This window comes from Rhizobium sp. LjRoot98, from assembly GCF_964252935.1.
Classification (GTDB): Bacteria; Pseudomonadota; Alphaproteobacteria; order Rhizobiales; family Rhizobiaceae; genus Pararhizobium.
Genome location: NZ_CAXUPW020000005.1, coordinates 19,560 through 44,069 on the forward strand (window position 1 = coordinate 19,560; position 24,510 = coordinate 44,069).

At 60.1% G+C, this 24,510-nt stretch carries 22 protein-coding genes and 1 tRNA gene; 9 read left to right on the forward strand and 14 right to left on the reverse strand.

Annotated features, from left to right (window positions below):
* Window positions 1–93: 93 nt before the first annotated feature.
* The 5 genes from ACSQ3J_RS16910 to ACSQ3J_RS16930 form a co-directional block, all read right to left on the reverse strand.
* On the reverse strand, window positions 94–1,434 hold the full coding sequence (locus ACSQ3J_RS16910; protein ID WP_436039620.1) for an FAD-binding oxidoreductase: 1,341 nt from the start codon (window positions 1,432–1,434) through the stop codon (window positions 94–96).
* A gap of 111 nt (window positions 1,435–1,545) precedes the next feature.
* Window positions 1,546–1,932: a VOC family protein gene (locus ACSQ3J_RS16915; protein WP_060506566.1), complete on the reverse strand. Its 387-nt coding sequence runs from the start codon at window positions 1,930–1,932 to the stop codon at window positions 1,546–1,548.
* Between the two features lie 72 nt (window positions 1,933–2,004).
* Window positions 2,005–2,778 carry a VOC family protein gene (locus ACSQ3J_RS16920; RefSeq protein WP_060506565.1) on the reverse strand — a complete coding sequence of 258 codons (774 nt, stop codon included), beginning with the start codon at window positions 2,776–2,778 and terminating at the stop codon, window positions 2,005–2,007.
* A 54-nt stretch (window positions 2,779–2,832) separates the two neighbouring features.
* Window positions 2,833–3,315 carry a DUF1579 domain-containing protein gene (locus ACSQ3J_RS16925; RefSeq protein WP_436039622.1) on the reverse strand — a complete coding sequence of 161 codons (483 nt, stop codon included), beginning with the start codon at window positions 3,313–3,315 and terminating at the stop codon, window positions 2,833–2,835.
* 42 nt (window positions 3,316–3,357) lie between these two features.
* The gene (locus ACSQ3J_RS16930; protein ID WP_060506613.1) at window positions 3,358–4,086 is read right to left on the reverse strand and encodes a DUF899 domain-containing protein; all 729 of its coding nucleotides are present in this window, start codon (window positions 4,084–4,086) and stop codon (window positions 3,358–3,360) included.
* Window positions 4,087–4,161: 75 nt separating this feature from the next.
* On the opposite strand from ACSQ3J_RS16930, the gene ACSQ3J_RS16935 reads away from it, so the two are divergent.
* From ACSQ3J_RS16935 to ACSQ3J_RS16945, 3 genes are all read left to right on the forward strand, one after another.
* Window positions 4,162–4,608, forward strand: a complete 447-nt coding sequence (locus ACSQ3J_RS16935) for a MarR family winged helix-turn-helix transcriptional regulator (RefSeq protein ID WP_060506563.1) — start codon at window positions 4,162–4,164, stop codon at window positions 4,606–4,608.
* A 59-nt stretch (window positions 4,609–4,667) separates the two neighbouring features.
* Window positions 4,668–5,066, forward strand: a complete 399-nt coding sequence (locus ACSQ3J_RS16940) for a VOC family protein (protein ID WP_060506562.1) — start codon at window positions 4,668–4,670, stop codon at window positions 5,064–5,066.
* Window positions 5,067–5,354: 288 nt separating this feature from the next.
* On the forward strand, window positions 5,355–6,080 hold the full coding sequence (locus tag ACSQ3J_RS16945; protein ID WP_436039624.1) for a class I SAM-dependent methyltransferase: 726 nt from the start codon (window positions 5,355–5,357) through the stop codon (window positions 6,078–6,080).
* Window positions 6,081–6,111: 31 nt separating this feature from the next.
* Here ACSQ3J_RS16945 and ACSQ3J_RS16950 read toward each other — a convergent pair whose 3' ends face one another.
* The 6 genes from ACSQ3J_RS16950 to cpdR1 form a co-directional block, all read right to left on the reverse strand.
* Window positions 6,112–7,038, reverse strand: a complete 927-nt coding sequence (locus ACSQ3J_RS16950) for a cation diffusion facilitator family transporter (RefSeq protein ID WP_060506560.1) — start codon at window positions 7,036–7,038, stop codon at window positions 6,112–6,114.
* A gap of 186 nt (window positions 7,039–7,224) precedes the next feature.
* The gene (locus ACSQ3J_RS16955; RefSeq protein WP_060506559.1) at window positions 7,225–7,653 is read right to left on the reverse strand and encodes a lipocalin-like domain-containing protein; all 429 of its coding nucleotides are present in this window, start codon (window positions 7,651–7,653) and stop codon (window positions 7,225–7,227) included.
* Between the two features lie 155 nt (window positions 7,654–7,808).
* Window positions 7,809–9,653 (reverse strand): dihydroxy-acid dehydratase, encoded by a 1,845-nt coding sequence (ilvD, locus tag ACSQ3J_RS16960; RefSeq protein WP_060506558.1) that lies wholly within the window; start codon window positions 9,651–9,653, stop codon window positions 7,809–7,811.
* A 426-nt stretch (window positions 9,654–10,079) separates the two neighbouring features.
* The gene (locus ACSQ3J_RS16965) at window positions 10,080–10,268 is read right to left on the reverse strand and encodes a hypothetical protein (RefSeq protein ID WP_060506557.1); all 189 of its coding nucleotides are present in this window, start codon (window positions 10,266–10,268) and stop codon (window positions 10,080–10,082) included.
* A gap of 172 nt (window positions 10,269–10,440) precedes the next feature.
* Window positions 10,441–10,515 (reverse strand) — tRNA-Val (locus ACSQ3J_RS16970).
* A 95-nt stretch (window positions 10,516–10,610) separates the two neighbouring features.
* Complete coding sequence (gene cpdR1, locus ACSQ3J_RS16975; RefSeq protein WP_018327941.1) at window positions 10,611–10,973, reverse strand: response regulator CpdR1; 363 nt, start codon at window positions 10,971–10,973, stop codon at window positions 10,611–10,613.
* A gap of 195 nt (window positions 10,974–11,168) precedes the next feature.
* Between cpdR1 and ACSQ3J_RS16980 the strand changes: the two genes are divergently transcribed.
* Window positions 11,169–12,053 (forward strand): N-formylglutamate amidohydrolase, encoded by an 885-nt coding sequence (locus tag ACSQ3J_RS16980; RefSeq protein ID WP_060506556.1) that lies wholly within the window; start codon window positions 11,169–11,171, stop codon window positions 12,051–12,053.
* A 384-nt stretch (window positions 12,054–12,437) separates the two neighbouring features.
* Window positions 12,438–13,211, forward strand: a complete 774-nt coding sequence (gene hisN / locus ACSQ3J_RS16985) for a histidinol-phosphatase (RefSeq protein ID WP_060506554.1) — start codon at window positions 12,438–12,440, stop codon at window positions 13,209–13,211.
* A gap of 8 nt (window positions 13,212–13,219) precedes the next feature.
* Here hisN and ACSQ3J_RS16990 read toward each other — a convergent pair whose 3' ends face one another.
* Window positions 13,220–14,197 (reverse strand): alpha/beta fold hydrolase, encoded by a 978-nt coding sequence (locus ACSQ3J_RS16990; protein ID WP_060506612.1) that lies wholly within the window; start codon window positions 14,195–14,197, stop codon window positions 13,220–13,222.
* A gap of 536 nt (window positions 14,198–14,733) precedes the next feature.
* Here ACSQ3J_RS16990 and ACSQ3J_RS16995 point away from each other — a divergent pair.
* Both ACSQ3J_RS16995 and ACSQ3J_RS17000 read left to right on the forward strand, forming a co-directional pair.
* Window positions 14,734–15,210: an Hsp20 family protein gene (locus ACSQ3J_RS16995; RefSeq protein ID WP_037100077.1), complete on the forward strand. Its 477-nt coding sequence runs from the start codon at window positions 14,734–14,736 to the stop codon at window positions 15,208–15,210.
* 154 nt (window positions 15,211–15,364) lie between these two features.
* Entirely contained in the window at window positions 15,365–16,165 is an 801-nt protein-coding gene (locus tag ACSQ3J_RS17000; RefSeq protein ID WP_060506553.1) for an APH(3') family aminoglycoside O-phosphotransferase, read from the forward strand.
* Between the two features lie 12 nt (window positions 16,166–16,177).
* Here the strand turns inward: ACSQ3J_RS17000 and ACSQ3J_RS17005 are convergent, their stop codons facing one another.
* Window positions 16,178–17,161: a bile acid:sodium symporter family protein gene (locus ACSQ3J_RS17005; protein ID WP_060506611.1), complete on the reverse strand. Its 984-nt coding sequence runs from the start codon at window positions 17,159–17,161 to the stop codon at window positions 16,178–16,180.
* Between the two features lie 96 nt (window positions 17,162–17,257).
* On the opposite strand from ACSQ3J_RS17005, the gene ACSQ3J_RS17010 reads away from it, so the two are divergent.
* Window positions 17,258–18,136, forward strand: coding sequence for a LysR substrate-binding domain-containing protein (locus ACSQ3J_RS17010; RefSeq protein WP_060506552.1), 879 nt, complete (start codon window positions 17,258–17,260; stop codon window positions 18,134–18,136).
* Here ACSQ3J_RS17010 and ACSQ3J_RS17015 read toward each other — a convergent pair whose 3' ends face one another.
* Window positions 18,137–19,183, reverse strand: coding sequence for a threonine aldolase family protein (locus ACSQ3J_RS17015; RefSeq protein WP_060506551.1), 1,047 nt, complete (start codon window positions 19,181–19,183; stop codon window positions 18,137–18,139).
* Between the two features lie 563 nt (window positions 19,184–19,746).
* Between ACSQ3J_RS17015 and gltB the strand changes: the two genes are divergently transcribed.
* Window positions 19,747–24,468: a glutamate synthase large subunit gene (gene gltB / locus ACSQ3J_RS17020; RefSeq protein WP_060506550.1), complete on the forward strand. Its 4,722-nt coding sequence runs from the start codon at window positions 19,747–19,749 to the stop codon at window positions 24,466–24,468.
* Window positions 24,469–24,510: the final 42 nt, after the last annotated feature.

Here is a 24,510-nt window from a genome sequence, read left to right on the forward strand (position 1 = left end):
AAGGGATTTTGTGCAATGCGAAGAGAGATTGCAAGGCGCAATTCCCGACGGAGGGATTCATGCGCCGCAGGAGTATCCGCGTATGCGTGACAGTTATTCCTGCGGCTCGATATTCTGATTGAGGCGGAACAGGTTTGCCGGGTCAAGGCGGGCCTTCAGCCGGGCAAGGCGCTGGTATTTTTCGGGACCATAGGCATCGCGGGCGATGTTTGAACCGCTGTCACCCTGCTCGTTGACATAGTTGCCGATGATCGAACTGTCGGACAGCAACCGACCGGTGGTGCGACCCCATTCGATACACCTGTCATCGTCGGCCATGTCATCCCAGATCGGTTCGGATAGCCAATAGTAGCCTGCGCTTCTTCCGGTGTAAGCGGTTGCGTCGTCCGGTATATCGCGGATCGCGCCGCCGAGCTGGATGGCGTAAATCTCACAATCCGGCGTCGGTGCTTGGGTGATCGCCGCCACAATATGTTCGATTGCCCCGTCGCTGATATCGGGCCAGAAGCCGCCCTTGGCATAATAACGGCGCGACCATGCGAAGGCCGCGTCGTTGCGGCTCTGTAAAGTGAGATAAGGCAGGTTCTCGAGGCCACCGGTGGCGCCGTCCGCCAGGGTACCGAAAGGGGATAAGGCGGCTCTTGCGAGCCCGGCGTCTCCGTACCAGACGGCTGTGACGTTGATGCCGGACGGGGATACGGTGAATGATACCGCAAAATCGTTGGATTGTTCACGCGCCAGGCCGTGCAATCCCGATAAGACCTGCCGCGCACGCTCTATCGGGTAGAGCCATTGACCTGCGACGATGCCGCTGAACGGATGCAACTGGAACCTGAAGCGGGTAATGACGCCGAAATTTCCGCCGCCGCCGCGGATGGCCCAGAAGAGTTCCGGGTTCCAGGTCGGGCTCGTCCAGGTGACATCGCCGGTGGCGAGAACAATTTCGGCGCCCAGCAGGCTGTCGATGGTCAGCCCATATTTCCGGCTTGCCCAGCCCATGCCTCCACCCAGCGTCAGGCCGGCGACCCCGGTATGGGAAATCACGCCCGCCGGGACGATGTAGCCTTTCGGAACTGTTACGCGGTCAAGATCGCCAAGCAAGGCGCCGCCGCCGACCTCGACGGTCTGAGCGGTGTTGTCGATGACGACGGAACGGATCAACGACAGATCAAGCACCAGGCCGTCATTGCAGGTGGACAGGCCGGGCAAGCTATGGCCACCGCCGCGCACGGCGAGCAAGGCTCCGGAGGCGGCCGCCGCCCGCACGGCCCTTTGAACATCCTCGATATCCTGCGGGCGCACGATCGCGGCAGGCCGCCGGTCGGCGATCCCGTTCCAGACACGGCGATAGCGATCATAGTCCGGATCGCCGGCCGTGATCACCGGACAGTGAAGTTCTGCAGCGGTCAGTGCGTCGAGCAGCGAATTGGACATGATGTTTGACCCGGACTGGTGGGCGACATCTAGCATATTTTAGCGGTTGCAGAAATGCCCCGTTTGGAGGCAGTGCAGCCGCGCGTATTTGCTGCCGGAGGGAATGCGTGATCAAGTGATTTCCTGGGCAATCTCCCAGACATGGCCCGAGGGATCGGCAAAAGCGGCGGTGCGGCGGCCCCAAGGGCGATCGATGGGACCGTTGAGCAGCGTTACGCCGCGGCGGCGCAGCTCGGTGCAGGTAGCATCGGTATCATCGACCTTGATTGTCAGGAGAACCCGGGACCCGGATGATGACTTGGCGACGATTGACGGTGCGACCAACCCGGGTGCTTCGGTTGATTTGAGCAGGTTGATCATCGTGCCCGAAAACTTCAGCACGGCGGATACCTCGTCTTCGTAGACGATCTCCGGCGTAAAGACCGTCTGGTAGAACGCTTTCGCTTTGTCGATATCATCGACGAACAGGGTGATGACCTCGATTGCATCCAGTTTCATGGGGGCTCCGGGAGCAGCCGGCGGCAAGGCTCCGGCGATTTGTGCCGGTGCCTTGCCGCGGGAGGAGTGGATTTAACGCTTCATCGCCACAAGATTGAAGTAGGCGCCTTGCGGATCGACGCAGTTGACGACCCAGGCGCCGCCGGGAACTTCCATCGGGCCATTGACGACCTTGCCGCCCTTGGCGGTTGCTTTTGAGATGGCGGCGTCGAGAGCATCGACGTTGAAGTAGAAGCCCCAATAGGGCGGTGCCGGGATGGCTTCCGGCTTTTTCATCATGCCGCCGATCTGCGCGCCATCATGGGAAAAGAGCTGGTAGACACCCATATCGCCCATATCCAGACCCTCGTCCTTCGTCCAGCCGAACATCTCCTGGTAGAAGGGCAGGTCGGTAGCAAGGTCGCCGGCCATCAGTTCATGCCAGCCGATGCTGCCGGGGTCCATCTGCTTGATATCCGGCATGTCGCCATCATCGGACCCGAACAGGGCAAAGACAGCGCCGTGCGGATCGGCGACGACGGCGAAGCGGCCAACGCCCGGAATATCCTCCGGCTGCCGGTGCACGGTACCGCCGAGCTTGGCGAGCTTCTTGGCTGCGGCATCGACGTCATCGACGCCGACATAGCCGAGCCAGGCCGGCGGAATGTCCATGTCGAGGGCGCCTTGCGGCATGGTCATCAGGCCGGCGACACGCAGGCCATTGGTCTTGAACAGCGTGTAGTTCGCATCCGGCATGCCGGAATCGGCAGAGGTCCAGCCGACCACGTCATCGTAGAAAGCTTCGGCGGACTTGGTGTCGGTGGTCATCAGTTCGTACCAGACGAACGCGCCATGCGGCTTTTTCATCGTATTCCTCCTGTTTGATGTTCACGCCAACGGGCCGGAAGCGGCCGCCCGGCTCTATTCAATTCGAGTGTAGTCGCAGGACATGACAGACTTCCACGAGCCATCGGCAAGGCGGATGCGGGACGAGAAATTGCGGGTGTTCTCGTCCTTGATGGTGATGATGTCCTGATAAGGCGCGGTCCGGCCAACGGTGTCGAAATCCGGGCCTTCGCAATCGAGCGTCAGCACCTTGCCGGTGTCATCGAGCCTGCCTTCGTAGATCCACAGGTGTGACATCGCGGAACTGACGAAGGATCCGACATAGCGCTTCTTTGCCGGATCGTAGCCGAGCGCCAAGATATTGGTTGCAGAGCTGCCGTCCGGCATCGTGCCGGTCATCTCAGCAACGATCCAGGCGCCGTCGAGCGAGCGTACGTTTTCTTCCCAGGTGCCGCCCGCGTCCGGCTCATCGCTTTGCTGCGGCATATCGAAGGCGAGGCGCCATCGTCCGGTCAGTTGCTGAAGCCAGCGGTGTTCGTCAACAAGGTCTGCCTTCATCGCGTCTTTCTCCTCTTGTGCGCGATTGCGGGTCAGTCTCCGTCAGGCGCAGCAGGAGTGCGCCTTCGGCTGCGTTTCATATTCGTCATGCCGTTTCACGAAGCTCAATGTTGACGTTTCATTGCGGCCTTTTGGTGCCCGGTCGAGGATCATCAGCGTCGTCAGGATTTCCTCGCCGCCGCGGGCATAGTCCGAATAGGTATGATAGACATTGCCACTCTCGTCGCGAATGAAGGCACTCATGCCGGGCAGCTCGTCATGGGCATCGTCGCCGGAAGTTTCGCGGAAATTGTAGAAAACCTTGCCGCTTTCCAGCTCCTCCTTGGTGAAGGAGACGTGGTAGTCGAAATTGAAATCGCTACCGAACGACGAGACCCAGGGAAACTTCCAGCCCATGCGCTTCTTGTAGGCTTCGATCTTGTCGAGCGGTGCGCGGGAGACCGTGACATAGGTGACGTCGTGATTGTTGAGATGGGTAAGCGTGCCGTCGATATGGTCGGACAGGAAAGAGCAGCCCGGGCAGCCGGCCTCCCAGTCGGGGCCAAACATGAAATGATAGATCATCAACTGGCTGCGGCCGTCGAATAGGTCAGCCAGGGTCTTTTTGCCCGCCGGTGTATTGAATGTGTAGGTCTTGTCGACCTTGACCCACGGCATTTTCTGCCGTTCGGCGCGGATCTTGTCGCGCAGCTTTGTTTCTTCCTTTTCGGTGGCGAGCAGCGCCTTGCGGGCTTCCAGCCACTCTTCGCGTGATACAACCGGATTGCTCAACATCGTTCATTCCTCCTCAGAAAATCGCGTTTCGTTCCGCTTGACTGAATAGGTTGATATCAACATTATTAGCACATGTCAAAGCCTGCCGTGATTCCCTTCGAGACCACCCTTCATGTGCGCGACACATGCCTGTGCCTTCATGTGCAGCGTGCGGCGCGAGCCTTGGCGCGGAAATTCGATGAAGCCTTGCGGCCGCTGGATCTGACCAATGGTCAGTTTTCGCTGCTGATGTCGCTCAATCGTCCGGAGCCGCCGGGCATGGGGCCGGTTGCCCATCTGCTGGCCATGGATCGTACCACATTGACGGCAGCGCTAAAACCGCTGGAGAAGCGTGGGCTGGTGACTGTCATGACAGATAACAAGGATCGCCGGTTGCGGCGGATGCAGCTGACGCCGGCAGGCCATGCCTTGTTGTCCCTGGCGGTGCCGATCTGGAAGAGCACTCATGCCGAGGTCGATGCGGCACTTGGCGAGGGGCGCCCGGAGCGGCTGCGCTCAGACCTTCTGGCGCTTGCCTAACCATCCATTTTCACCCCGCCTGAGGGCGGCAATCCCGATAATCAACGAGGAGACTGTCAATGAGGATGATTTTCGTAAATCTGCCGGTGAAGGATGTTGCCCGGTCGAAAGCGTTTTTCACCGGGCTCGGTTTCGGCTTCAACCCGGATTTTTCCAACGACGAGACGCTGTGCATGATCGTCGAGGAGAACATCTTCGTCATGTTGATGCACGAGGCCCGTTTCAAGGAATTCATCATCGACGAGATCAGCGATACGAGCAAATCGACGGAAGTCCTGACGGCGCTGTCTGCGAGCAGCCGCCAGGAGGTGGACGATACGCTGGCCAAGGCGCTGTCGCTGGGTGGCAAGGCATGGCGGCCGATCATGGACTATGGATTTATGTATGGCTGCAGTTTTCAGGACCCGGATGGTCATGTCTGGGAGCTGGCTTATATGGAGCCGCAGGCGGCGGGTTGATCGTGGCCCTCGCGGATGCTCAGGGATGCGCCGCGTCTACGGCGTAAGATGCGAGAAGTTCCGATTGAACAGTTCTCTCATGGCGCGGACGCGCCGTGGCTGGATTCCGGCCACAAGGGCGAGGATGACGGAGGATAAGGTTTGCCCACAAGGCTGACGCCTCGCTTTGCGGGACTCATTTGGGCAAATTCATTGCAAACCTACAATTCCCACCACAAAAGGCTGACATGACGGCACGCACCGAGCATGTCGGTATCTGTCCGTCGACCGCAGAAAGAATGGTGAACCATGACGCAGAACGTCTACGACAATCCCGAATTCTTCGAGGGCTATAGCCAGCTTGGGCGGTCGGTCGAGGGGTTGGACGGGGTGGCGGAATGGACATCGATCCGGGCGCTGCTTCCTAATCTGAAGGGCAAGCGGGTCGTCGATCTCGGTTGCGGTTTCGGCTGGTTTTGCCGGTTTGCAAAGCAGGAGGGCGCCGAAAGCGTGCTGGGTTTCGATGTGTCGGAGAACATGCTGGCGCGGGCCGTGGCAACGTCCGATCCGGCCATCCGCTATGAACGGGCCGATCTTGAAGTGCTGGAACTGCCCAAGGCATCCTTCGATCTCGTCTACAGTTCGCTCGCCTTTCATTACCTCAAAGACCTGGATCGCCTGCTGGCGCGCGTCCATGCGGCGCTGGTGACCGGCGGCCAGCTGGTGTTTTCGGTCGAGCATCCGATCTACATGGCGCCAGCCCATCCCGGCTGGTCTAAGGATGCCTATGGACGTGCAACATGGCCGGTCAATGGCTATCTCGATGAAGGCCCGCGCACGACGGACTGGCTGGCCAAGGGCGTCGTCAAGCAGCACCGGACGTTGGGGACGCTCCTGAATATGCTGATCCGCCTCGGCTTCACGCTCGAGCATGTCGAGGAATGGGGGCCGTCGCTGGAGCAGGTGGCCGCTCATCCGGAATGGGCGGATGAGCGCGAGCGGCCGATGTTCCTTCTGGTTTCTGCGCGTAAGTAGCAGCGCCAGGTTCAGCTTGGGGAAGCAAGGGCTATTCCGCCCATTCCGTATCCGCCGTAAAGGCGATGGTCAGCCAGCGGTTGGGGCCTTCGCTGCCGATGCGGGCGCCGATGTCGTCGCGCAGCTGATCCCACTCCTCGATCGTCCGGGCAGGCATGCCCGTCGGGACGATGAAATAGAGTTCCACTTGCATTAAACGGCCGATGCGGGCGACATAGGCGCGGTGGGAGAGGAAAGCCTGTTCCTTGACCACGTCTGCTGCCACGTCGTCGATCCTTGCCCGCAGCGGTTCCGGCGTCAGCAGCAGGATATCCGATAGCGCCTGGCGCACTGTTCCGATCGGCATCGGGATGATGACGACCGAAACCAGCGCCAGAATGGCCGGATCGATATAGGGCGCGATCCAGGCGAACGTTGTACCTTCAACGAAAAACCCGGCGATGAAAGCGATGAGCAGGGCTGCCGTGATGCCGGCAGACATGATCCACGCGGTGGCATCAAGCGCCAGAAATTCGGAGCGGATCGTTGTGTTTTTCTTCCGGACGACAATTGCCATCGTCAGGCACGCCACGAGTGTGATGGCCGCATAGAGGATGGCATAGTTGAACTCCAGCACATAACCACCGGAGAGGATACTGATGATGGCGTTGATCAGCGCGTAGACAGCGACGCTCATCAACAGGATGCCGTTCAGCCCGAGCACGATCGGCTCGAGATGCCAGAACCCGAGGGAGAACCGCGCCCGCAGCTTGCCCTTGCCGCGGCTCGGGTCCGCATCGATGGCGATCAGCCGGGCGACCACCAGCGCCAGCGTACTCATGCTGGCGTCGGCAAGCGAATAAACGCCGTCGAATGCAATCGAGAATGAGCCGGTGATGATGCCGAAGAGAATACCGGAACAGGCAATCAGGATTGTCATGCCGATGGATATTTTCAGGATGGTCTGTTCGGCTTGCATGGGTTTACTCGGGGCTAGGAGGCTTGACGTGCGATTGTGGGTGCGTTTGGAATATTTGCCTAGGGTAGAATGACGGCCGAATGGCGGCTTTGCCAGGAATAGCAAATATGTATGTAAGCACCATCGAACAGGCAGACGGGGCGGGGGGTTGCAAGGGATTGCCGAAGCCTCTTCAGCGCCGTTCCGTCAAACTCTGCTGAACTCGAGGTGATAGATGACGTCCTGTCCCGTTACCGGGTCAACGCCCGGCGCGTCGCTGATGATCAGCTTATCGCCGACAATCGAAAAGGGACGCACCTGGTCGGTTATGCCCCAGGCAGGATTCCAGCTGGTGTCGACGTGGTGGATGACCCTGCCGTCCTCAACCGTATAGGTGCCTGCATAGGCCAGCATGGAATCGAAGAGAGCAATTTTTTCATCGTCCGCCGGCGTCGTTCCCCTGAGCGCAGGCCGATGGCGATTGACGACCAACGCCATCATGCGTCCATCGGCGTGATAACAAATATAGCCGACGGGATCAGCCCCCATGGCATCAGCCACTTCGCCGGTGGTGATGAATGTCCTCTTCCAGCTGAGCATACGCCAGGTCCCGAGCAACGTGGCAACGTTCGTCATTCCCCCCTCCAAAGGTCATTCCTCCAGAAGGTTGGATCATAGCAGACAGCATGCGACTGAGGCCAGAGCGCGAGAGGCCCGATCAGTGCCATGTGAAATCGCCGATGCGGCGATTTCACATTTTTGAATGAGAAGGAGGCGGCAGGTCGATCTGGCTAGCCGAGATCGCCCAGATCGCGGACGGCGCCACGGTCGGCCGAGGTGGCGAATGCGGCATATGCCTTCAGCGCCGTCGTGACCTTACGCTTGCGCTGTTCGACCGGCTTCCAGCCCTTGGCGTCCTGTTCAGTGCGGCGGGCAGCGATTTCGGCTTCGTCAACGCGCAGCGAGATCGTCCGGTTGGGGATGTCGATGTCGATCATGTCGCCTTCGCGCACGATGCCGATCAGACCGCCATTCGCCGCTTCCGGCGAGACATGGCCGATCGAGAGACCCGAAGTGCCGCCCGAGAAACGGCCGTCGGTGATCAGCGCGCAGGCTTTGCCGAGACCCTTCGACTTCAGGTAGCTGGTCGGATAGAGCATTTCCTGCATGCCCGGGCCGCCCTTGGGGCCTTCATAACGGATGACCACGACGTCGCCGGCCTTGACTTCGTTGGCAAGGATCGCCTTGACCGACGAATCCTGGCTTTCGAAGACGCGGGCTGGGCCGGAGAATTTCAGGATCGATTCATCGACGCCGGCCGTTTTCACGATGCAGCCGTTGATGGCAATATTGCCCTTGAGGACTGCCAGGCCGCCATCCTTGGAGAATGGATGCTGGGCATCGCGGATGACGCCGTTTTCGCGGTCGGTATCGAGTTCCTTCCAGCGGGCGCTCTGGCTGAACGCGACCTGGGTCGGCACGCCGCCGGGGGCGGCACTGAACAGTTCAAGTGCTGCCGGATTGTCGGTGACGGCGATGTCCCACTTGGCGAGCGCATCGCCGAGCGTCTTTTCATGCACGGTCGGCAGGTCGGCATTCAGAAGGCCGGCGCGGTTGAGTTCGCCGAGGATCGCCATGATGCCCCCGGCGCGGTGCACGTCTTCCATGTGCACGTCGGCCTTGGCCGGTGCGACCTTCGACAGGCACGGAACCTTGCGCGACAGCCGGTCGATATCATCCATGGTGAAATCGACTTCGCCTTCATGGGCGGCAGCCAGGATGTGCAGAACGGTGTTGGTCGAGCCGCCCATGGCGATATCGAGCGCCATCGCATTCTCGAAGGCACCCTTCGAGGCGATGGTGCGCGGCAGTGCCGTGACGTCCTCGGCTTCATAATAGCGCTTGGCAAGACCGACGATGCGGCGGCCGGCTTCGAGGAACAGCTTTTCACGATCCGAATGGGTCGCCAAAGTCGAGCCGTTGCCGGGCAGGGACAGGCCCAGTGCCTCGGTCAGACAGTTCATCGAGTTGGCCGTGAACATGCCGGAGCAGGAACCGCAGGTCGGGCAGGCGGAGCGCTCGATGGTCTTGACGTCCTCGTCCGACATCTTGTCATCGGCGGCGGCAACCATCGCGTCGACCAGATCGAGCGCGTGGATCTTGCCATCGGAAAGCACGACCTTGCCAGCTTCCATCGGGCCGCCGGAGACGAAGATCACCGGGATGTTGAGGCGCAGCGACGCCATCAGCATGCCGGGGGTGATCTTGTCACAGTTGGAGATGCAGACCATCGCATCGGCACAATGCGCATTGACCATGTACTCGACCGAATCGGCGATGATCTCGCGCGACGGCAGCGAATAGAGCATGCCATCATGACCCATGGCGATGCCGTCATCGACGGCGATCGTGTTGAATTCCTTGGCGACGCCGCCATTGGCTTCAATTTCGCGGGCAACCAGCTGGCCGAGGTCCTTGAGGTGCACATGGCCGGGCACGAACTGGGTGAATGAATTGACCACTGCAATAATCGGCTTGCCGAAATCGCTGTCCTTCATGCCCGTCGCCCGCCAAAGGCCGCGAGCGCCGGCCATGTTGCGGCCGTGGGTGGTGGTGCGGGAGCGATAGGCAGGCATGGACGTCTTCCTTGATCTTGTCTGGGTGAACGGCAGATATAGGGTTCAGGGACCACAATTTCAGCGGTTCGTATCGCAAAACTGCGCCCGCGTCACGAATTTCGTAACAATATTTCGTGTTTTTTGGAGAGGGATCATAGCATGGATCTTTGCGCGCTGCACGCGTCGAGGGATTTGCCAATCGGCGTCCTAGCTCTGAATTGCAGGTTTGTGCGGTCTTGGTGAAATCGTGGCCATTCTGGGCCGGTTTTCTGCCCAACATATTGATTTCGAAGAATAACGGTCTCTGCCTACCTTGTTTGGGGGATGCGCAGTGCAGCATTTCATTCTTTACTGACGGTGCTGGACACTTTGCAACCCAGCAATTTTAGCACGTAAACCATTTTACCAATCTCCTCTCCGGCAACGGGGAGGGGATTTTTGGAGCTACACCAGCGGGCTTTTGCGGCCTGCGAGGTGATCCCTGTTCAGTGCCTCCATAATGTCCCTGGCGTCGTCGCGCTCAAGGCCTGTCAGATCACGGCCATCGGAGGCTGCAGGCAGGCTTGTGACGACGTCAATGACAGTCCAGGTGCCATTCTTCTCCTGACGAAGATCGTAACGTGGTTCGTTCACGGGTGAAAATCATCCTTGGTTCGTGGTGTATCGTTGATGGGCGCCTCAGCGCCGAGCGTGATCGCGACGGCCGGTGCAAAGCCTGCTGGCCTACAGACAAGATAGGGTCGGGACAGGCGAGTGCCAAACGAAAAAGGCCTCCCGGTTTCCCGAAAGGCCTTTAGAAACTGGATGGTGGGCGTGACAGGGATTGAACCTGTGACCCCTACGATGTCAACGTAGTGCTCTCCCGCTGAGCTACACGCCCATCCGATGTCGGCGCATAGACCATAAACCTCCTGGGGCGTCAATAGGCTTTTTTCGGCTTTTTGACAGGAAGTTTTGCGGCCCTTGCGGCGCAGGCTATGCGGCCAGCATCTTGTTCACTTCATCCACAAGATCACGCAGGTGGAAGGGCTTCGACAGCACCTTTGCATCCTTCGGAGCTTTCGAATCAGGATTGAGCGCCACGGCAGCGAAGCCGGTGATGAACATGACCTTGAGGTCCGGGTCGAGTTCGGTTGCCCGGCGGGCGAGCTCGATGCCGTCCATTTCAGGCATGACGATATCGGTCAGAAGAAGCGAAAACGGCTCTTCGCGCAGCCGGTCATAGGCGCTGGCGCCATTGTCGAACGACAATACCTTATAGCCGGCCTTTTCCAGGGCTTTCACCAGGAAGCGGCGCATGTCGTTATCGTCTTCGGCGAGGAGAATTTTTGGACTCATGGATTAAAGCCGTTGCACCTTAAATGTCGATGTCGGGAATTGCGGTAACGTCATGAAACCGCAGTTGAGTAAATATCCGGTGAAGACATGAGGTCAAACCCCGTTCACAGGCAGGAAACGACTATGGACATGATTGCTGCCTGCTGGCAACATACACGAACTATCAAGATTGTGACATGGTAAAAAAGGGCTGCGATGACGCAGAACGTCAGCGAAACCGAACAGTTCGAAGTTCGCGAGCCGGAAATGCAACGCATTCCCTTTGTCTTCAATTCCCCCCACAGCGGCAGGGTTTACAGCCGGTCCTTCCTGGAAAAATCCCGTCTGGACGATGTGTCGATCCGCCGGTCGGAGGATCATTTCGTCGACGAACTGTTCCATTCCGTAACAGATATGGGCGCGCCATTGTTAATGGCGCATTTCCCGCGGGCCTTCCTCGATGTCAACCGCGAGCCCTATGAACTCGACCCGAAGATGTTCGACGGGCCTTTGCCGTCTTTTGCCAATATCAGCTCCATGCGGGTGGCCGGCGGTCTCGGCACGGTGCCGCGGCTGGTGGCGGAAAACATGGAAATCTATCGCAGCCGCTTTCCAGTCGCAGAGGCGCTCGATCGGATCGAGACGATCTACAAGCCTTATCATGCCTGCCTGCGGCGGCTGATCGCCCGCACGCATGTGCAGTTCGGGCTGGCGGTTCTGATCGATTGCCATTCGATGCCGGGCAATATCCGGCTGGCCGGTACGGGCCAGCGGCCGGATTTCATCATCGGCGACCGCTACGGCACCAGCGCGTCTGCGGATCTGTCACGGGCAGCCGTGTCGCTGCTGGAGGATCTCGGATTTTCCGTCGCCCGCAACAAGCCCTATGCCGGCGGTTTCATCACCGAGCATTACGGCCGCCCGGCCCGCGGGCTGCACGCACTGCAGATCGAGATCAATCGCGGTCTCTATGTCGACGAAGCGACCCTGCAGAAGAAGAAGGACTTTCCGATGCTGGCACAAGCGATCGGGATGTTTCTCGGCGGGTTGGCGGCCCATGTGCAGACCTATTCGCCAAGCACCTCGCTGGCGGCCGAATAGGCCGGTCTTTTCCCTGACACAAAGACAAAAAAAACCGCGCTTGTGGCGCGGCTAAGTCTAGGGAGGAAACACCCAAGGAGGGTATTTACAGCCACAAGTGGCTGTAGGAAAAAGCTAATATTGCATTGCACAATTGTCAAGCAAGACTTGACCGTAATTGGTGCGTTGCATCAAAGCCGTATCGGCGCCGATCTGCCATAAAACAGGCGATGTTGTCCTTGTTTTCGATTTTTGAGGCACGTTCTTCGAAATTTCGGGGCAGGACCGCTTCCGCGATGGCCGGCTGGCACGATTTTTACCGATTTTTCCGTTCAAGACTTCTTTTTCAAAAAAATGTGCCATAAGCAGATTCAGCCTTCCAATTCCCGATTTTCGTGAGGTTTCATGCTGCCGGACCGTGAGTTTTTCGATCGCCTTGCCGATGCTGCCAAGGCACAGACCCTGCCGCGTTTCCGCACCGGCATCAGCGTTGCCAACAAGGAAGCTGCCGGTTTCGACCCGGTGACCGAGGGCGACCGGGCAGCCGAGACAGCAATCCGGGCGCTGATCGAGGCGCATTTCCCCGAGCACGGCATTCTCGGCGAAGAGTTCGGCAATGTTGGCCTCGACCGCGATTACGTCTGGGTGATCGATCCGATCGACGGAACACGCGCCTTCATTTCCGGCCTGCCGGTCTGGGGCACGCTGATCGGCCTTTATCACAAAGGCGAGGCAGTGATGGGGCTGATGGACCAGCCGTTTACCGGCGAGCGCTATTTTGCCGATGGCAAGAAGACCCATTATCGCGGGCCGGGCGAGGACAAGATCGTTTCGACGCGGCCTTGCGCCGATCTCTCGCAGGCGATCATGTTCACCACGTCGCCGCATCTCTACACCGGTGATATCAAGACTCGTTTCGAAGCGGTGCAAAGCAAGGTGCAGCTCGCCCGCTACGGCTGCGATTGCTACGCTTTCGCGCTGCTGGCGGCCGGTCACATCGATCTGGTCATCGAATGCGGCCTGAAGCCCTATGATGTCGGCGGGATCATACCGCTCATCGAACAGGCAGGCGGCATCGTCACCAGCTGGAATGGCGGCCCGGCGGAAATGGGTGGCGAAGTCATTGCAGCCGGCAGCGCCGAAGTTCACGCACAGGCTTTGGCCATTCTGAAGGGCTGACAGCCAAACTAGGCCGTGAGGTCTTCCTTTTCCATCAAGGCCATTTCCGCGGTGCTGCCGGGGATGAAGGCCTCGATGGCGGCGATCGCCTGGGCGCGGTAATGGTCGGCTTCGTGCAGAAGCTCATGCCGGGCGCCGTCGATCGGGATCATGTGGCCGGCACGGAAATTGCGGGCAAGGGTCTCCACCGCCAGATGCGGCACCAGTTTGTCCTGCGTCGGCGCCAGCACGATGGTCGGCACGCGGATTTGCGTCAGGTGCTCGCGGCTGGCGATGCGCTTGATTGCCTTGAAGGTCTCATGCAGCCAGCGGGCGGAGGGGGGACCGAGCGCCAGCTCCGGATGGGCATCGGTCAATGCCGTGTTACGGGCAAAGCGGCGGGCATCCGATGTCAAAAGGTTTTCCGAAAAGGGCCGCGAACCCTTGTCACGCATCAGCGGCAGGGAACCCAGGCCGCAGAGGCTGAACGCGGCGGCCATGAAACCGATCATGCCATGACCGACCTTCTGGCCACCGAGCGCCACGAACGGGGCGGCAACGGCAAGCCGGTCGATGCGGCTCGCCAGCATCGGTGCCTGCGACAGGGCCACCAGCGCACCCATTGAATGGGCCAGCATGAAGAAGGGCAGCCGCGTATCGGGCAGGACGATCTTTTCGAGGAACGTGCTGAGGTCGCTCTCATAGTCGGCGAAGCGCCGGACATGGCCGCGGCGCGGGTTTTTCAACAGGCGTTCTGAACCGGCCTGGCCGCGCCAGTCGAAGGTTGCCACCCACAGGCCGCGCGCCGTCAGTTCGCCGATCGTCTCGGCATATTTCTCGATCGATTCATTGCGGCCCTGCAACAGCACGACCGTGCCCTTGGCAACGGGTGTATCCGACTTGAAGATTGCATAGCGGATCTTGCGATTACCCACGCCTTCGAAGAAACCGACGGTATGATTGCCGGGGATCGGATTGTCCGGGGTGGAGTAAAGCGTAGGCGTCATGGGCAGGTCCGTGTCCGGCGGGTCTTTGCGGATGCGATAGCGGCACAGGATGCGCCGGCAATGCACCGGATGTGTGATGGCGCATCCTTGATCGATAGCGATTAAGGAAGGGTGCAGGCCAGAAAGCAGAGATACGGCAGAGGATTTGTCCCGTCAAAGAAAAGGATGGGAAAAGGGCCGGAAACGGTGGGGGACGATATACCGTTCCCGGCCAGAGACAGTCGATCGGGTGAGGACAGGCAGCATGTGGGAGAAGGGACGCTCACCGCCGCTGCCAGCCTCGTCTCCGATGTTGTGGTTTTACCGCCCTCAAGCTGAACGGTTCCGGAACCGGCCGTTCATCCTGCGTTTATCGGCGGATTGCGCTTTTGCGGCGGTGTTTTACTCTTGTGTCGAAGGGGGCTTGAAGGCCGTAAAAACAATTCCCATCTCCTTCTCACGGGCGCCGAAGTCGGGCTCGTTCCACCGGTTCTGCCATCGCCGCATACGGGATGACGGAGCCAAGATCGCACACCAGTTGCTCACAAGAGGACACCATGCGTCACGTTGATTTTTCCCCCCTTTACCGTTCCACCGTCGGTTTCGACCGTCTCTTCACCATGCTCGACAGTCTCGGCCAGCCGGACCAGTCGCAGACCTATCCGCCCTACAATATCGAGCGGACCGGCGAGAGCACCTACCGGATCACCATGGCCGTTGCCGGGTTTGACGAAAGTGAACTTTCGATCGAAGCCCGCGAGCACACGCTGACCGTCAAGGGCGAGAAGAGCGAAGAAAAGGCAACTGAAAACCAGTTTCTGTATCGCGGCATCGCCAAGCGCGCCTTCGAGCGCCGCTTCCAGCTCGCCGACCACGTGGAAATCCAGTCCGCTTCGCTGAAGAACGGCCTGCTTCACATCGATCTCCTGCGCGAGATCCCGGAAGCCGCCAAGCCGCGCCGCATCGACATCGTTGCCGCCCAGTCGGCGCCGAAGCAGATCGAAGCCACGCAGGTCACCGGCAGCACCAACTAAGCTGTTGATGAGACGATGCAGCGTCTGAGCGGGCGCTGTTGATAATCCAGAGCCGTTTGCAGCCGCGTGTTGCAAACGGCTTTTTTTATGAGGGAGTCTCGCCGCTGTAATAGCAGCGAGGCGGCGATTTTGCGCTGGAGAAAAAGAGGGTTTGATGAGCGAATTGTCCCCCGTGCTGCCCGTTGAGGCACTGCCACCGGAGTGGCGTATCCGGCTGTCGTCCTATCATTTCGAGCGCGACGAGGTTGGTCAGTCCGCAGCTGGCGTCTTCAAGCTGGTCGGGGATGGAAAGCCAGACCTCTTTGTGAAATGCGAGCCGGCTGGGCCGTTTGGCGAATTGCCCGACGAGGCAACACGATTGCTATGGCTGGCGGGGGCGGGGATTGCCTGCCCGAACGTTGTTGCGCCGGACGTTCACGACGGCCAGAACTGGCTGCTGCTCAGCGCTATCCCGGGGCGTGATTTGTCGGTTGCGCCGATCACGCCGCAACAGTGCATCGAAATCCTGGCCACCGCTTTGCAGCTGCTGCACGCCATCGATATCCGGACCTGCCCGTTCGACCAAAGCCTTTCCGGCCGGCTGGCGCTAGCCAAGGCGCGGATGGAGGCAGGCGAGGTTGACGAGGACGACTTTGATGAGGCGCGGCTTGATCAATCGGCCGAAGACCTCTTCCAGCTTCTTGAAACACAAAAGCCTGACGGCGCCGACCTCGTTGTGACGCATGGCGATGCGTGCCTGCCGAACCTGCTGGCGCAGGATGGGCGGTTCAGCGGGTTTATCGACTGCGCCCGTCTGGGCGTCGCTGACCGCTATCAGGACCTGGCGCTTGCCTATCGCAGTGTTTGTGACGATTTTGGCGAGGCTTGGGGACAAGCCTTCCTTGATCTCTACGGTGTCCCTCAGCCGGATCGCGCCAAGCTCGCTTATTATCAATTGCTGGACGAGTTTTTCTAAACTCCGGCGGCTTTACTCCGCCGCGGCAACCGCGAGGCGCCGTGAGCGTTCGGCATATTTCTGGGCGATCACCGCGCAGGCCATCAGCTGGATCTGGTGGAACAGCATCAGCGGCAGGACGATGCTGCCGATGCCCTGGCCGGCGAAGATGACGTTGGCCATCGGCACGCCGCTGGCAAGACTTTTCTTGGAGCCGCAGAAGGTGATGGCGATCTCGTCTTCCCGCGAAAAGCCCATCAGGCGGCTGCCATACATGGTGACGATCAGCACGATGGCCAGAAGCAGGATGTCGAGCACGATGACGACCGTGATGTCGCGGATGGAGAATGTGCTCCAGATGTGTTCCGTCACCGCCTCGCTGAAGGCGAGATAGACGACCATCAGGATCGAGCCGCGATCGACCGGCATCAATAGTTTCTTGCGGGCGCGGATGAAGTTGCCGATCCATGGCTGCAGGATCTGACCGAGGATGAACGGGGCAAGCAACTGCAGCAGGATCTGCTCCAGGGCATCGAGCGAGAAGCCTCCCTGGCCGCCGGAGGCAAACAGCAGGCCGACCAGCAGCGGTGTCAGGAACATCCCGAAAATGTTGGAAGCGGACGCGGCGCAGATCGCTGCGGGCACATTGCCGCCCGCCATCGACGTGAAGGCGATCGACGATTGTACGGTCGAGGGCAGGACGCAAAGGAAGAGGATGCCGGTGTAAAGGGCAGGGGGCAGAACGCTTTCCGGCAGGAAGCCGATGGCCAGACCGAGCAGCGGGAAGAGCACGAAGGTCGACGCCAAAATCACGAGATGCAGCCGCCAATGCAGCACACCGGCCACCACGACATCGCGCGACAGCCGCGCTCCATGCAGGAAGAACAGAAGGCCGATGGCGATTTTCGTCGCCAGGCCAAACCACTCTGCCGGTTTGCCGGAAATGGGCAAGAGCGATGCAAGGATCACCGTACAGACGAGCAGGATGGTGAAAGTATCGGGCAGGAAGCGGCGCATATTGATCGTCCAGGTCATCGGAAAGCAGATGGCGGCATCATTGTCATTATGATATCGAATGCAAGAAATAACGATTATCACATTTCAGGATGATCAATGCTGGATCTGGTGCAGCTTCGCAGTTTTCTCGCCGTCGAGCAGATGGCGAGTTTTACGCTTGCGGCCGAGCGGCTGGGGCTCGGGCAATCGACGGTCAGCCAGCATATCCGCCGGCTGGAAGCCGATCTTGGCCGCAAGCTGGTCGAGCGCGATACGCATCGGGTGTCGCTGACGGCGGATGGTGAAGCGCTACTGGGGCCGGCCCGCGCCATGCTGTCGCTGGATGGGCAGGTGAAGTCGCTGTTTGCCGAGCGCAGCCTGCATGGGCGGCTGCATCTTGGCGTGTCGGAAGATTTTGTCATGAGCCGCCTTCCGGCGGTGCTCGAGGATTTTACCCGGGCGCATGCTTCGGTCGATCTCGAGCTGACCGTCGCCTTGAGCGGCACGCTTTACCAGATGCAGGATGAGGGCGCGCTCGATCTGGTGCTGGCCAAACGGCGGATCGGCGATGCGCGGGGCCAGCTGGTTTACCGCGAGCCGCTGGTCTGGCTGGCGCGTGATCCCGAACGGGTGATGCGCGGTGATGTCTTGCCTCTAATCGCCTTTCCGCCGCCGAGCATTACCCGCAGCGTGGCGTTGGAAGCGCTTGAGCGGGCGAGTGTGCCGTGGCGGATCGTCTGCACCTGCGGCAGTCTCAGCGGTCTGACGGCTGCGGCGCGTGCAGGCATGGGCGTTCTGGTGCAGCCACGCAGCATGGCACCGGCGGGCTTGCGGGAAATCACCTCGGATCGGCTGCCGCGGCTTGAGGATGTGGAATTCGTGCTGGTGGCGCGGCGTGGCGCGGACAGGGCACTGGTGGAGGCCCTGTCCGGCGAGATCCTGACTACGGTCGGCGGCCCGCAGGCCGCAGCCGCGACAGGGAAATCAACGCTCTGATCAGAGGGCTTTCAGGAACTGGTCGACATTCTCCGGTGTGGTCGCGAAGCTGGCGACCAGGCGGTAGAGGCCTTCGTCTTCTGAAACGGAATCCGCCAGCGCATGAGGCACAGGCCAGTCATAGAAGACGGCGCCGTCTGCCTGAAGTTTTGCGGCAACCTCTTTTTTCAGGACGACGAAAAGCTCATTGGAGCCGGTCGGCCAGGCAAGGTGGGCGCTGTTCGACCGTTCGATGCCCGCGGCAAGCCGGTCTGCCATGCTGTTGGCATGGCGGGCGAGATCGAGCCAGAGATCACCTTCGAGATAGGCATCGAACTGGGCGGCAATGAAGCGGGACTTCGAGAAAAGCTGGGCGGAGCGCTTGCGCAAGTAGCCCATTTCTTCGGCCTTCGACGTATCGAACAGGATCAGCGCCTCGGCGCACCAGCAACCGTTCTTGGTGCCGCCGAAGGAGAGCAGGTCGATGCCGCGTTTCCAGGTCATTTCGGCCGGTGTTGTGCCGAGTGTCACAAGCGCGTTGGCAAAACGGGCGCCATCCATATGCAAGGGGAGCTTTGCAGACTTGGCGATGGCAGCGATCGCATCGATTTCGTCGAGGGTATAGGCGGTCCCAGCTTCGGTCGCCTGCGTCATGGTGATGGCCATCGGCTGGCCGCCATGGACACCGCCGCCACGGGTGCGCTGGATTTCCTTTTCCAGACGGGCCGGATCCATCTTGCCCATGGGGCCATCGACCGGGGCGAGCTTGGCGCCGTGCGAGAAGAATTCCGGCGCGCCGCATTCGTCGGCGTTCACATGCGCTTCACGGTGGCAGAGCACGTGGCCGCCCGGGCGATTGGTACTGGCCAGCGCCAGGGAATTGGCGGCGGTGCCGGTGGCGACGAAGAACACCGCGACGTCGCGCTCAAACACATCGGAGAGCTTCTTTTCCACACGTTTGTCGAGTTCGCTGGTGCCGTAGGCGGAGGCAAAGCCACCGGCCGCCTTGACGAGGCTTTCGGCAATCACGGGATGGGCGCCCGCCCAGTTGTCGGAAGAGAAAATCATGATGTGATCCTGCTATTTCGGGGGAAATGCCCCGAATTGATTGGTCCGGAGTGACCATAAGGATGCTGTGGCGGCAATCAATCCGTTCGAAGCGAGATAGGGACAATGTCAGACCAGTTTGAAACCAAATTGAAGAAAATGAGGAGTTGTCGAAAGAAAATTACAAAAAGACGAAATTAACCGCAATGTTCGGCAAAATTCGGTCGAATATTTTGCATTAGTGGTCTTGCGGAAGAGGGGGCTTTCTGGCATAGAGCCTATGAAATAGGACAGTATGACTGTCCTATTTCGGTCTCAAGACCGGAAAGACGCCGGAAAGCCCGCCTGATGCGGTTGCCGGCTGACGATTGTAGACCGCGCCGGACGCTCTGTCGTCCGGGCCGGCGGGACAGTCTCGATGGTCGTGAGCACTCTGTGCCTGATGCCATCGATGGTTCATTTGCGACCGCATCAGGATCATGCAACGATAATGCCGGTGCCGGCCTCGACGGGACTCTTGCCCGCAAAAGCCTGCCTGGACTGCGGAAATATCCGGCCATGCCGGGTTAACAGGAGGGAAGACGATGACGGACTTTACGCCATCCACCGTAACTGGTCTCAACACTGTGCGCCAAGCGGCGACGGTTGAGAAAACAACCGCATTTCCGGGCCTGCCGAAAAAACAGGGTCTTTATGATCCAAGCAACGAGCATGACGCCTGCGGCGTCGGCTTTGTCGCCCATATGAAGGGCAAGAAGTCCCACCAGATCGTCAAGGATGGCCTGTTCATCCTGGAAAACCTGACGCATCGCGGCGCTGTCGGCGCCGATCCGCTGATGGGCGATGGCGCAGGCATTCTGGTGCAGATCCCCGACCGTTTCTTCCGTGAGGAAATGGCCTTGCAGGGCGTCATTCTGCCGAAGGCCGGAGAATATGCCGTCGGCTACCTGTTCATGCCGCAGGACGAAGCGCAGATCGCCCATTTCAAGCAGGTGATCTCCGAGGTCGTGGCTGAAGAAGGCCAGACGCTGCTCGGCTTCCGCGAAGTGCCGGTCGACAATGCTTCACTGTCCAAGGCTCCCGATATCGCCGCGACCGAGCCGTATCATGTTCAGGTGTTCATCGGCGCTGGCCGCGATGCTGCGACCAATGCTGAATTCGAGCGCCGCCTGTTTACCCTGCGCAAGGTGATTTCCAACCGCATCTATGATGCATTCGAAGGTGCGGAGACCGGTTTCTATCCGGTGTCGCTGTCGACCAAGACCATTGTCTACAAGGGCATGTTCCTTGCCTATCAGGTCGCGGCCTATTTCAAGGACCTCGCCGATCCGCGCTTTGAATCGGCTGTCGCCCTCGTGCACCAGCGGTTCTCGACCAACACCTTCCCATCGTGGAAGCTGGCGCATCCCTACCGCATGGTCGCCCATAACGGCGAAATCAACACGCTGCGCGCCAACGTCAACTGGATGGCGGCGCGTCAGGCGTCGGTCTCCTCGCCGCTGTTCGGGGACGATATCTCCAAGCTCTGGCCGATTTCCTATGAGGGCCAGTCGGATACCGCCTGTTTCGATAACGCGCTCGAATTCCTCGTGCAGGGCGGTTATCCGCTGTCGCATGCCGTCATGATGCTGATCCCGGAAGCCTGGGCCGGCAACCAGCTGATGGCGCCCGAGCGCAAGGCATTCTACGAATATCATGCCGCCCTGATGGAGCCATGGGATGGCCCCGCCGCCGTCTGCTTTACCGATGGCAAGCAGATCGGCGCGACGCTCGACCGCAACGGCCTGCGTCCGGCGCGCTACCTCGTGACCGACGACGATCGCGTCATCCTCGCCTCCGAAGCCGGTACACTGCCGGTCAACGAAGAGAGCATCATCAAGAAGTGGCGTCTGCAGCCGGGCAAGATGCTGCTCATCGATATGGAGGAAGGCCGGATCATCTCCGACGATGAGCTGAAGTCGACCCTTGCCAACCAGCATCCCTACCGCCAGTGGCTGGACAACACCCAGCTCATCCTGGAAGACCTGAAGCCGGTCGAGCCCCGGGCGCTGCGCCGCGACGTATCGCTGCTCGATCGTCAGCAGGCGTTCGGCTACACCCAGGAAGACACGAAAATCCTGATGTCGCCGATGGCGACGACCGGCCAGGAAGCCATCGGCTCGATGGGAACCGACACGCCGATCTCGGCAATGTCGGACAAGACCAAGCTGCTCTACACCTATTTCAAGCAGAACTTCGCGCAGGTCACCAACCCGCCGATCGACCCGATCCGCGAAGAGCTGGTGATGAGCCTGGTCTCGTTCATCGGCCCGCGCCCGAACCTGCTTGACCATGCCGGCATGGCGCATGCCAAGCGGATGGAAGTGCGCCAGCCGATCCTGACCAACGGTGATCTCGAAAAGATCCGCTCGATCGGCCACACCGAAGACCGGTTCGACACCAAGACGCTCGACTTCACCTATGACGTGACGCGCGGTGCCGAAGGCATGCCGGAAATTCTCGACCGGCTGTGCGAGCGGGCGGAAGCGGCCGTCAAGGGCGGCTATAACATCATCGTGCTCTCCGATCGTCAGATCGGCCCGGACCGCATGGCGATCCCGGCACTCTTGGCCACGGCGGCTGTGCACCACCACCTGATCCGCAAGGGGCTTCGCACCTCCGTCGGTCTCGTCGTTGAAACCGGCGAGCCGCGCGAAGTGCACCATTTCTGCCTGCTGGCAGGCTATGGTGCCGAGGCGATCAACCCCTATCTCGCCTTCGACACGCTGACCGACATGCACAAGCGCGGTGAGTTCCCGAAGGAAGTCGATGGCAGCGAAGTCGTCTATCGCTACATCAAGGCGGTCGGCAAGGGCATCCTCAAGGTCATGTCCAAGATGGGCATCTCGACCTACCAGTCCTATTGCGGCGGACAGATCTTCGACGCGATCGGTTTGAGCTCCGAACTGGTCGACCGCTATTTCTTCGGTACGGCAACGCAGATCGAAGGCATCGGCCTTGAAGAGATCGCCAAGGAAACGTTCAACCGCCATCAGGCAGCCTTCGGTGCCGATCCGCTCCTGAAGAACACGCTCGATATCGGTGGCGAATATGCCTACCGTATGCGCGGCGAAGGCCATGCCTGGTCGCCGGACGCTGTTGCCTCACTGCAGCATGCCGTTCGCGGCAATGCCGAGGACCGTTACCGCGAATTCGCCGAGATGGTGAATGGTGCGGCTCTGCGGATGAACACCATTCGTGGCCTGTTTTCGATCAAGGGCGCTGACGCCATCGGCCGCAAGCCGATCTCAATCGACGAAGTCGAGCCGGCAGCCGATATCGTCAAGCGGTTCTCGACCGGCGCCATGTCGTTCGGATCGATCTCGCGTGAAGCCCACACGACACTGGCTGTCGCCATGAACAGCATCGGCGGCAAGTCGAACACCGGTGAGGGCGGCGAGGAAGCCGACCGTTACCTGCCGCTCTACGATGGCTCGCGCAATCCGGAACGTTCGGCGATCAAGCAGATCGCCTCCGGCCGCTTTGGCGTGACGACCGAATATCTGGTCAACGCGGACATGTTGCAGATCAAGGTGGCACAGGGGGCCAAGCCCGGCGAGGGCGGCCAGCTGCCCGGCCACAAGGTGGACGCGACTGTTGCCAAGACCCGCCATTCGACGCCGGGCGTCGGATTGATTTCGCCGCCGCCGCACCATGACATCTATTCGATCGAAGATCTGGCGCAGCTGATCTACGACCTGAAGAACGTCAACCCGGAAGCGGATATCTCCGTCAAGCTGGTCTCGGAGGTCGGTGTCGGCACGGTTGCGGCCGGTGTCGCCAAGGCGCGCGCCGATCATATCACCGTCTCTGGCTATGACGGTGGCACCGGTGCTTCGCCGCTGACATCGCTGAAGCATGCCGGATCTCCGTGGGAAATCGGTCTTGCCGAAACCCATCAGACCCTGGTGTTGAACGGTCTTCGTTCGCGCATCGCGCTGCAGGTCGATGGCGGCCTGAAGACCGGCCGCGACGTCATCATCGGCGCGCTGCTCGGTGCCGACGAGTTTGGCTTTTCGACGGCGCCGCTGATTGCTGCCGGTTGCATCATGATGCGCAAGTGCCATCTCAACACCTGTCCGGTGGGCGTGGCGACGCAGGATCCGGTCCTGCGCAAGCGCTTCAAGGGTGCGCCCGAGCATGTGGTCAACTACTTCTTCTTCGTGGCCGAGGAAGTGCGTGAAATCCTGGCGTCGCTCGGCTTTGCCAAGTTCGACGAGGTCATCGGACTTTCCGAACTGCTCGAGAAGGATGCGATGATCTCGCACTGGAAGGCCAATGGGCTCGACTTTTCCCGCATCTTCCACAAGGTCGATGCGCCGAAGGAAAAGACCTACTGGACCGAAAAGCAGAACCATCCGATCCACGACATTCTCGACCGCAAGCTGATTGAGCAAGCAAAGCCTGCGCTGGAATCGAAGACGCCGGTGACGATCGAAGTCGATATCAAGAACGTCGACCGTTCGGCGGGTGCGATGCTCTCCGGTGAAGTGGCCAAGCGTTACCGTCACAAGGGCCTGAAGGATGATACGATCACGGTGAAGCTCACCGGTACGGCTGGACAATCCTTCGGCGCGTTCCTGGCGAACGGCATCACCTTTGAGCTGATCGGTGACGGCAACGACTATGTCGGCAAGGGGCTCTCGGGTGGCCGCATCGTCGTGCGCCCGCCGGAAAATTCCAAGATCGTCGCTGCCAAGTCGATCATCGTTGGCAACACCGTGCTTTACGGCGCGATCTCCGGCGAGTGCTACTTCAACGGTGTTGCCGGTGAACGCTTCGCCGTGCGCAACTCCGGCGCCATCGCGGTTGTCGAAGGCGTGGGCGACCATGGCTGCGAATACATGACCGGCGGTGTTGTCGTGGTGCTCGGCGAAACCGGCCGCAACTTTGCAGCCGGCATGTCGGGCGGCGTCGCCTATGTCCTGGACGAGAGTGAAGACTTCCCCATGCGCTGCAACATGGCGATGGTCGAACTCGAGCCGGTTCCGGAAGAAGACGACATGCTGGAGAAGCTGCATCATCACGGCGGAGACCTCATGCACAAGGGCATGGTCGATGTCGCCGGCGACATGACGCGCCATGACGACGAGCGGCTTTACCAGCTGATCTCCAATCACCTGCACTACACCGGCTCGCCCCGTGCGAAGGAAATTCTCGATCACTGGGTCGAGTTCCGGCCGAAATTCCGCAAGGTCATGCCGATCGAATACCGGCGTGCGCTTGAGGAAATGGAGCGCATGCGGATGGGCATTGCGGCGGAATAACCGCCGATCTGTGACAACGCACCCCGGTGGCCGAAAGGCGCG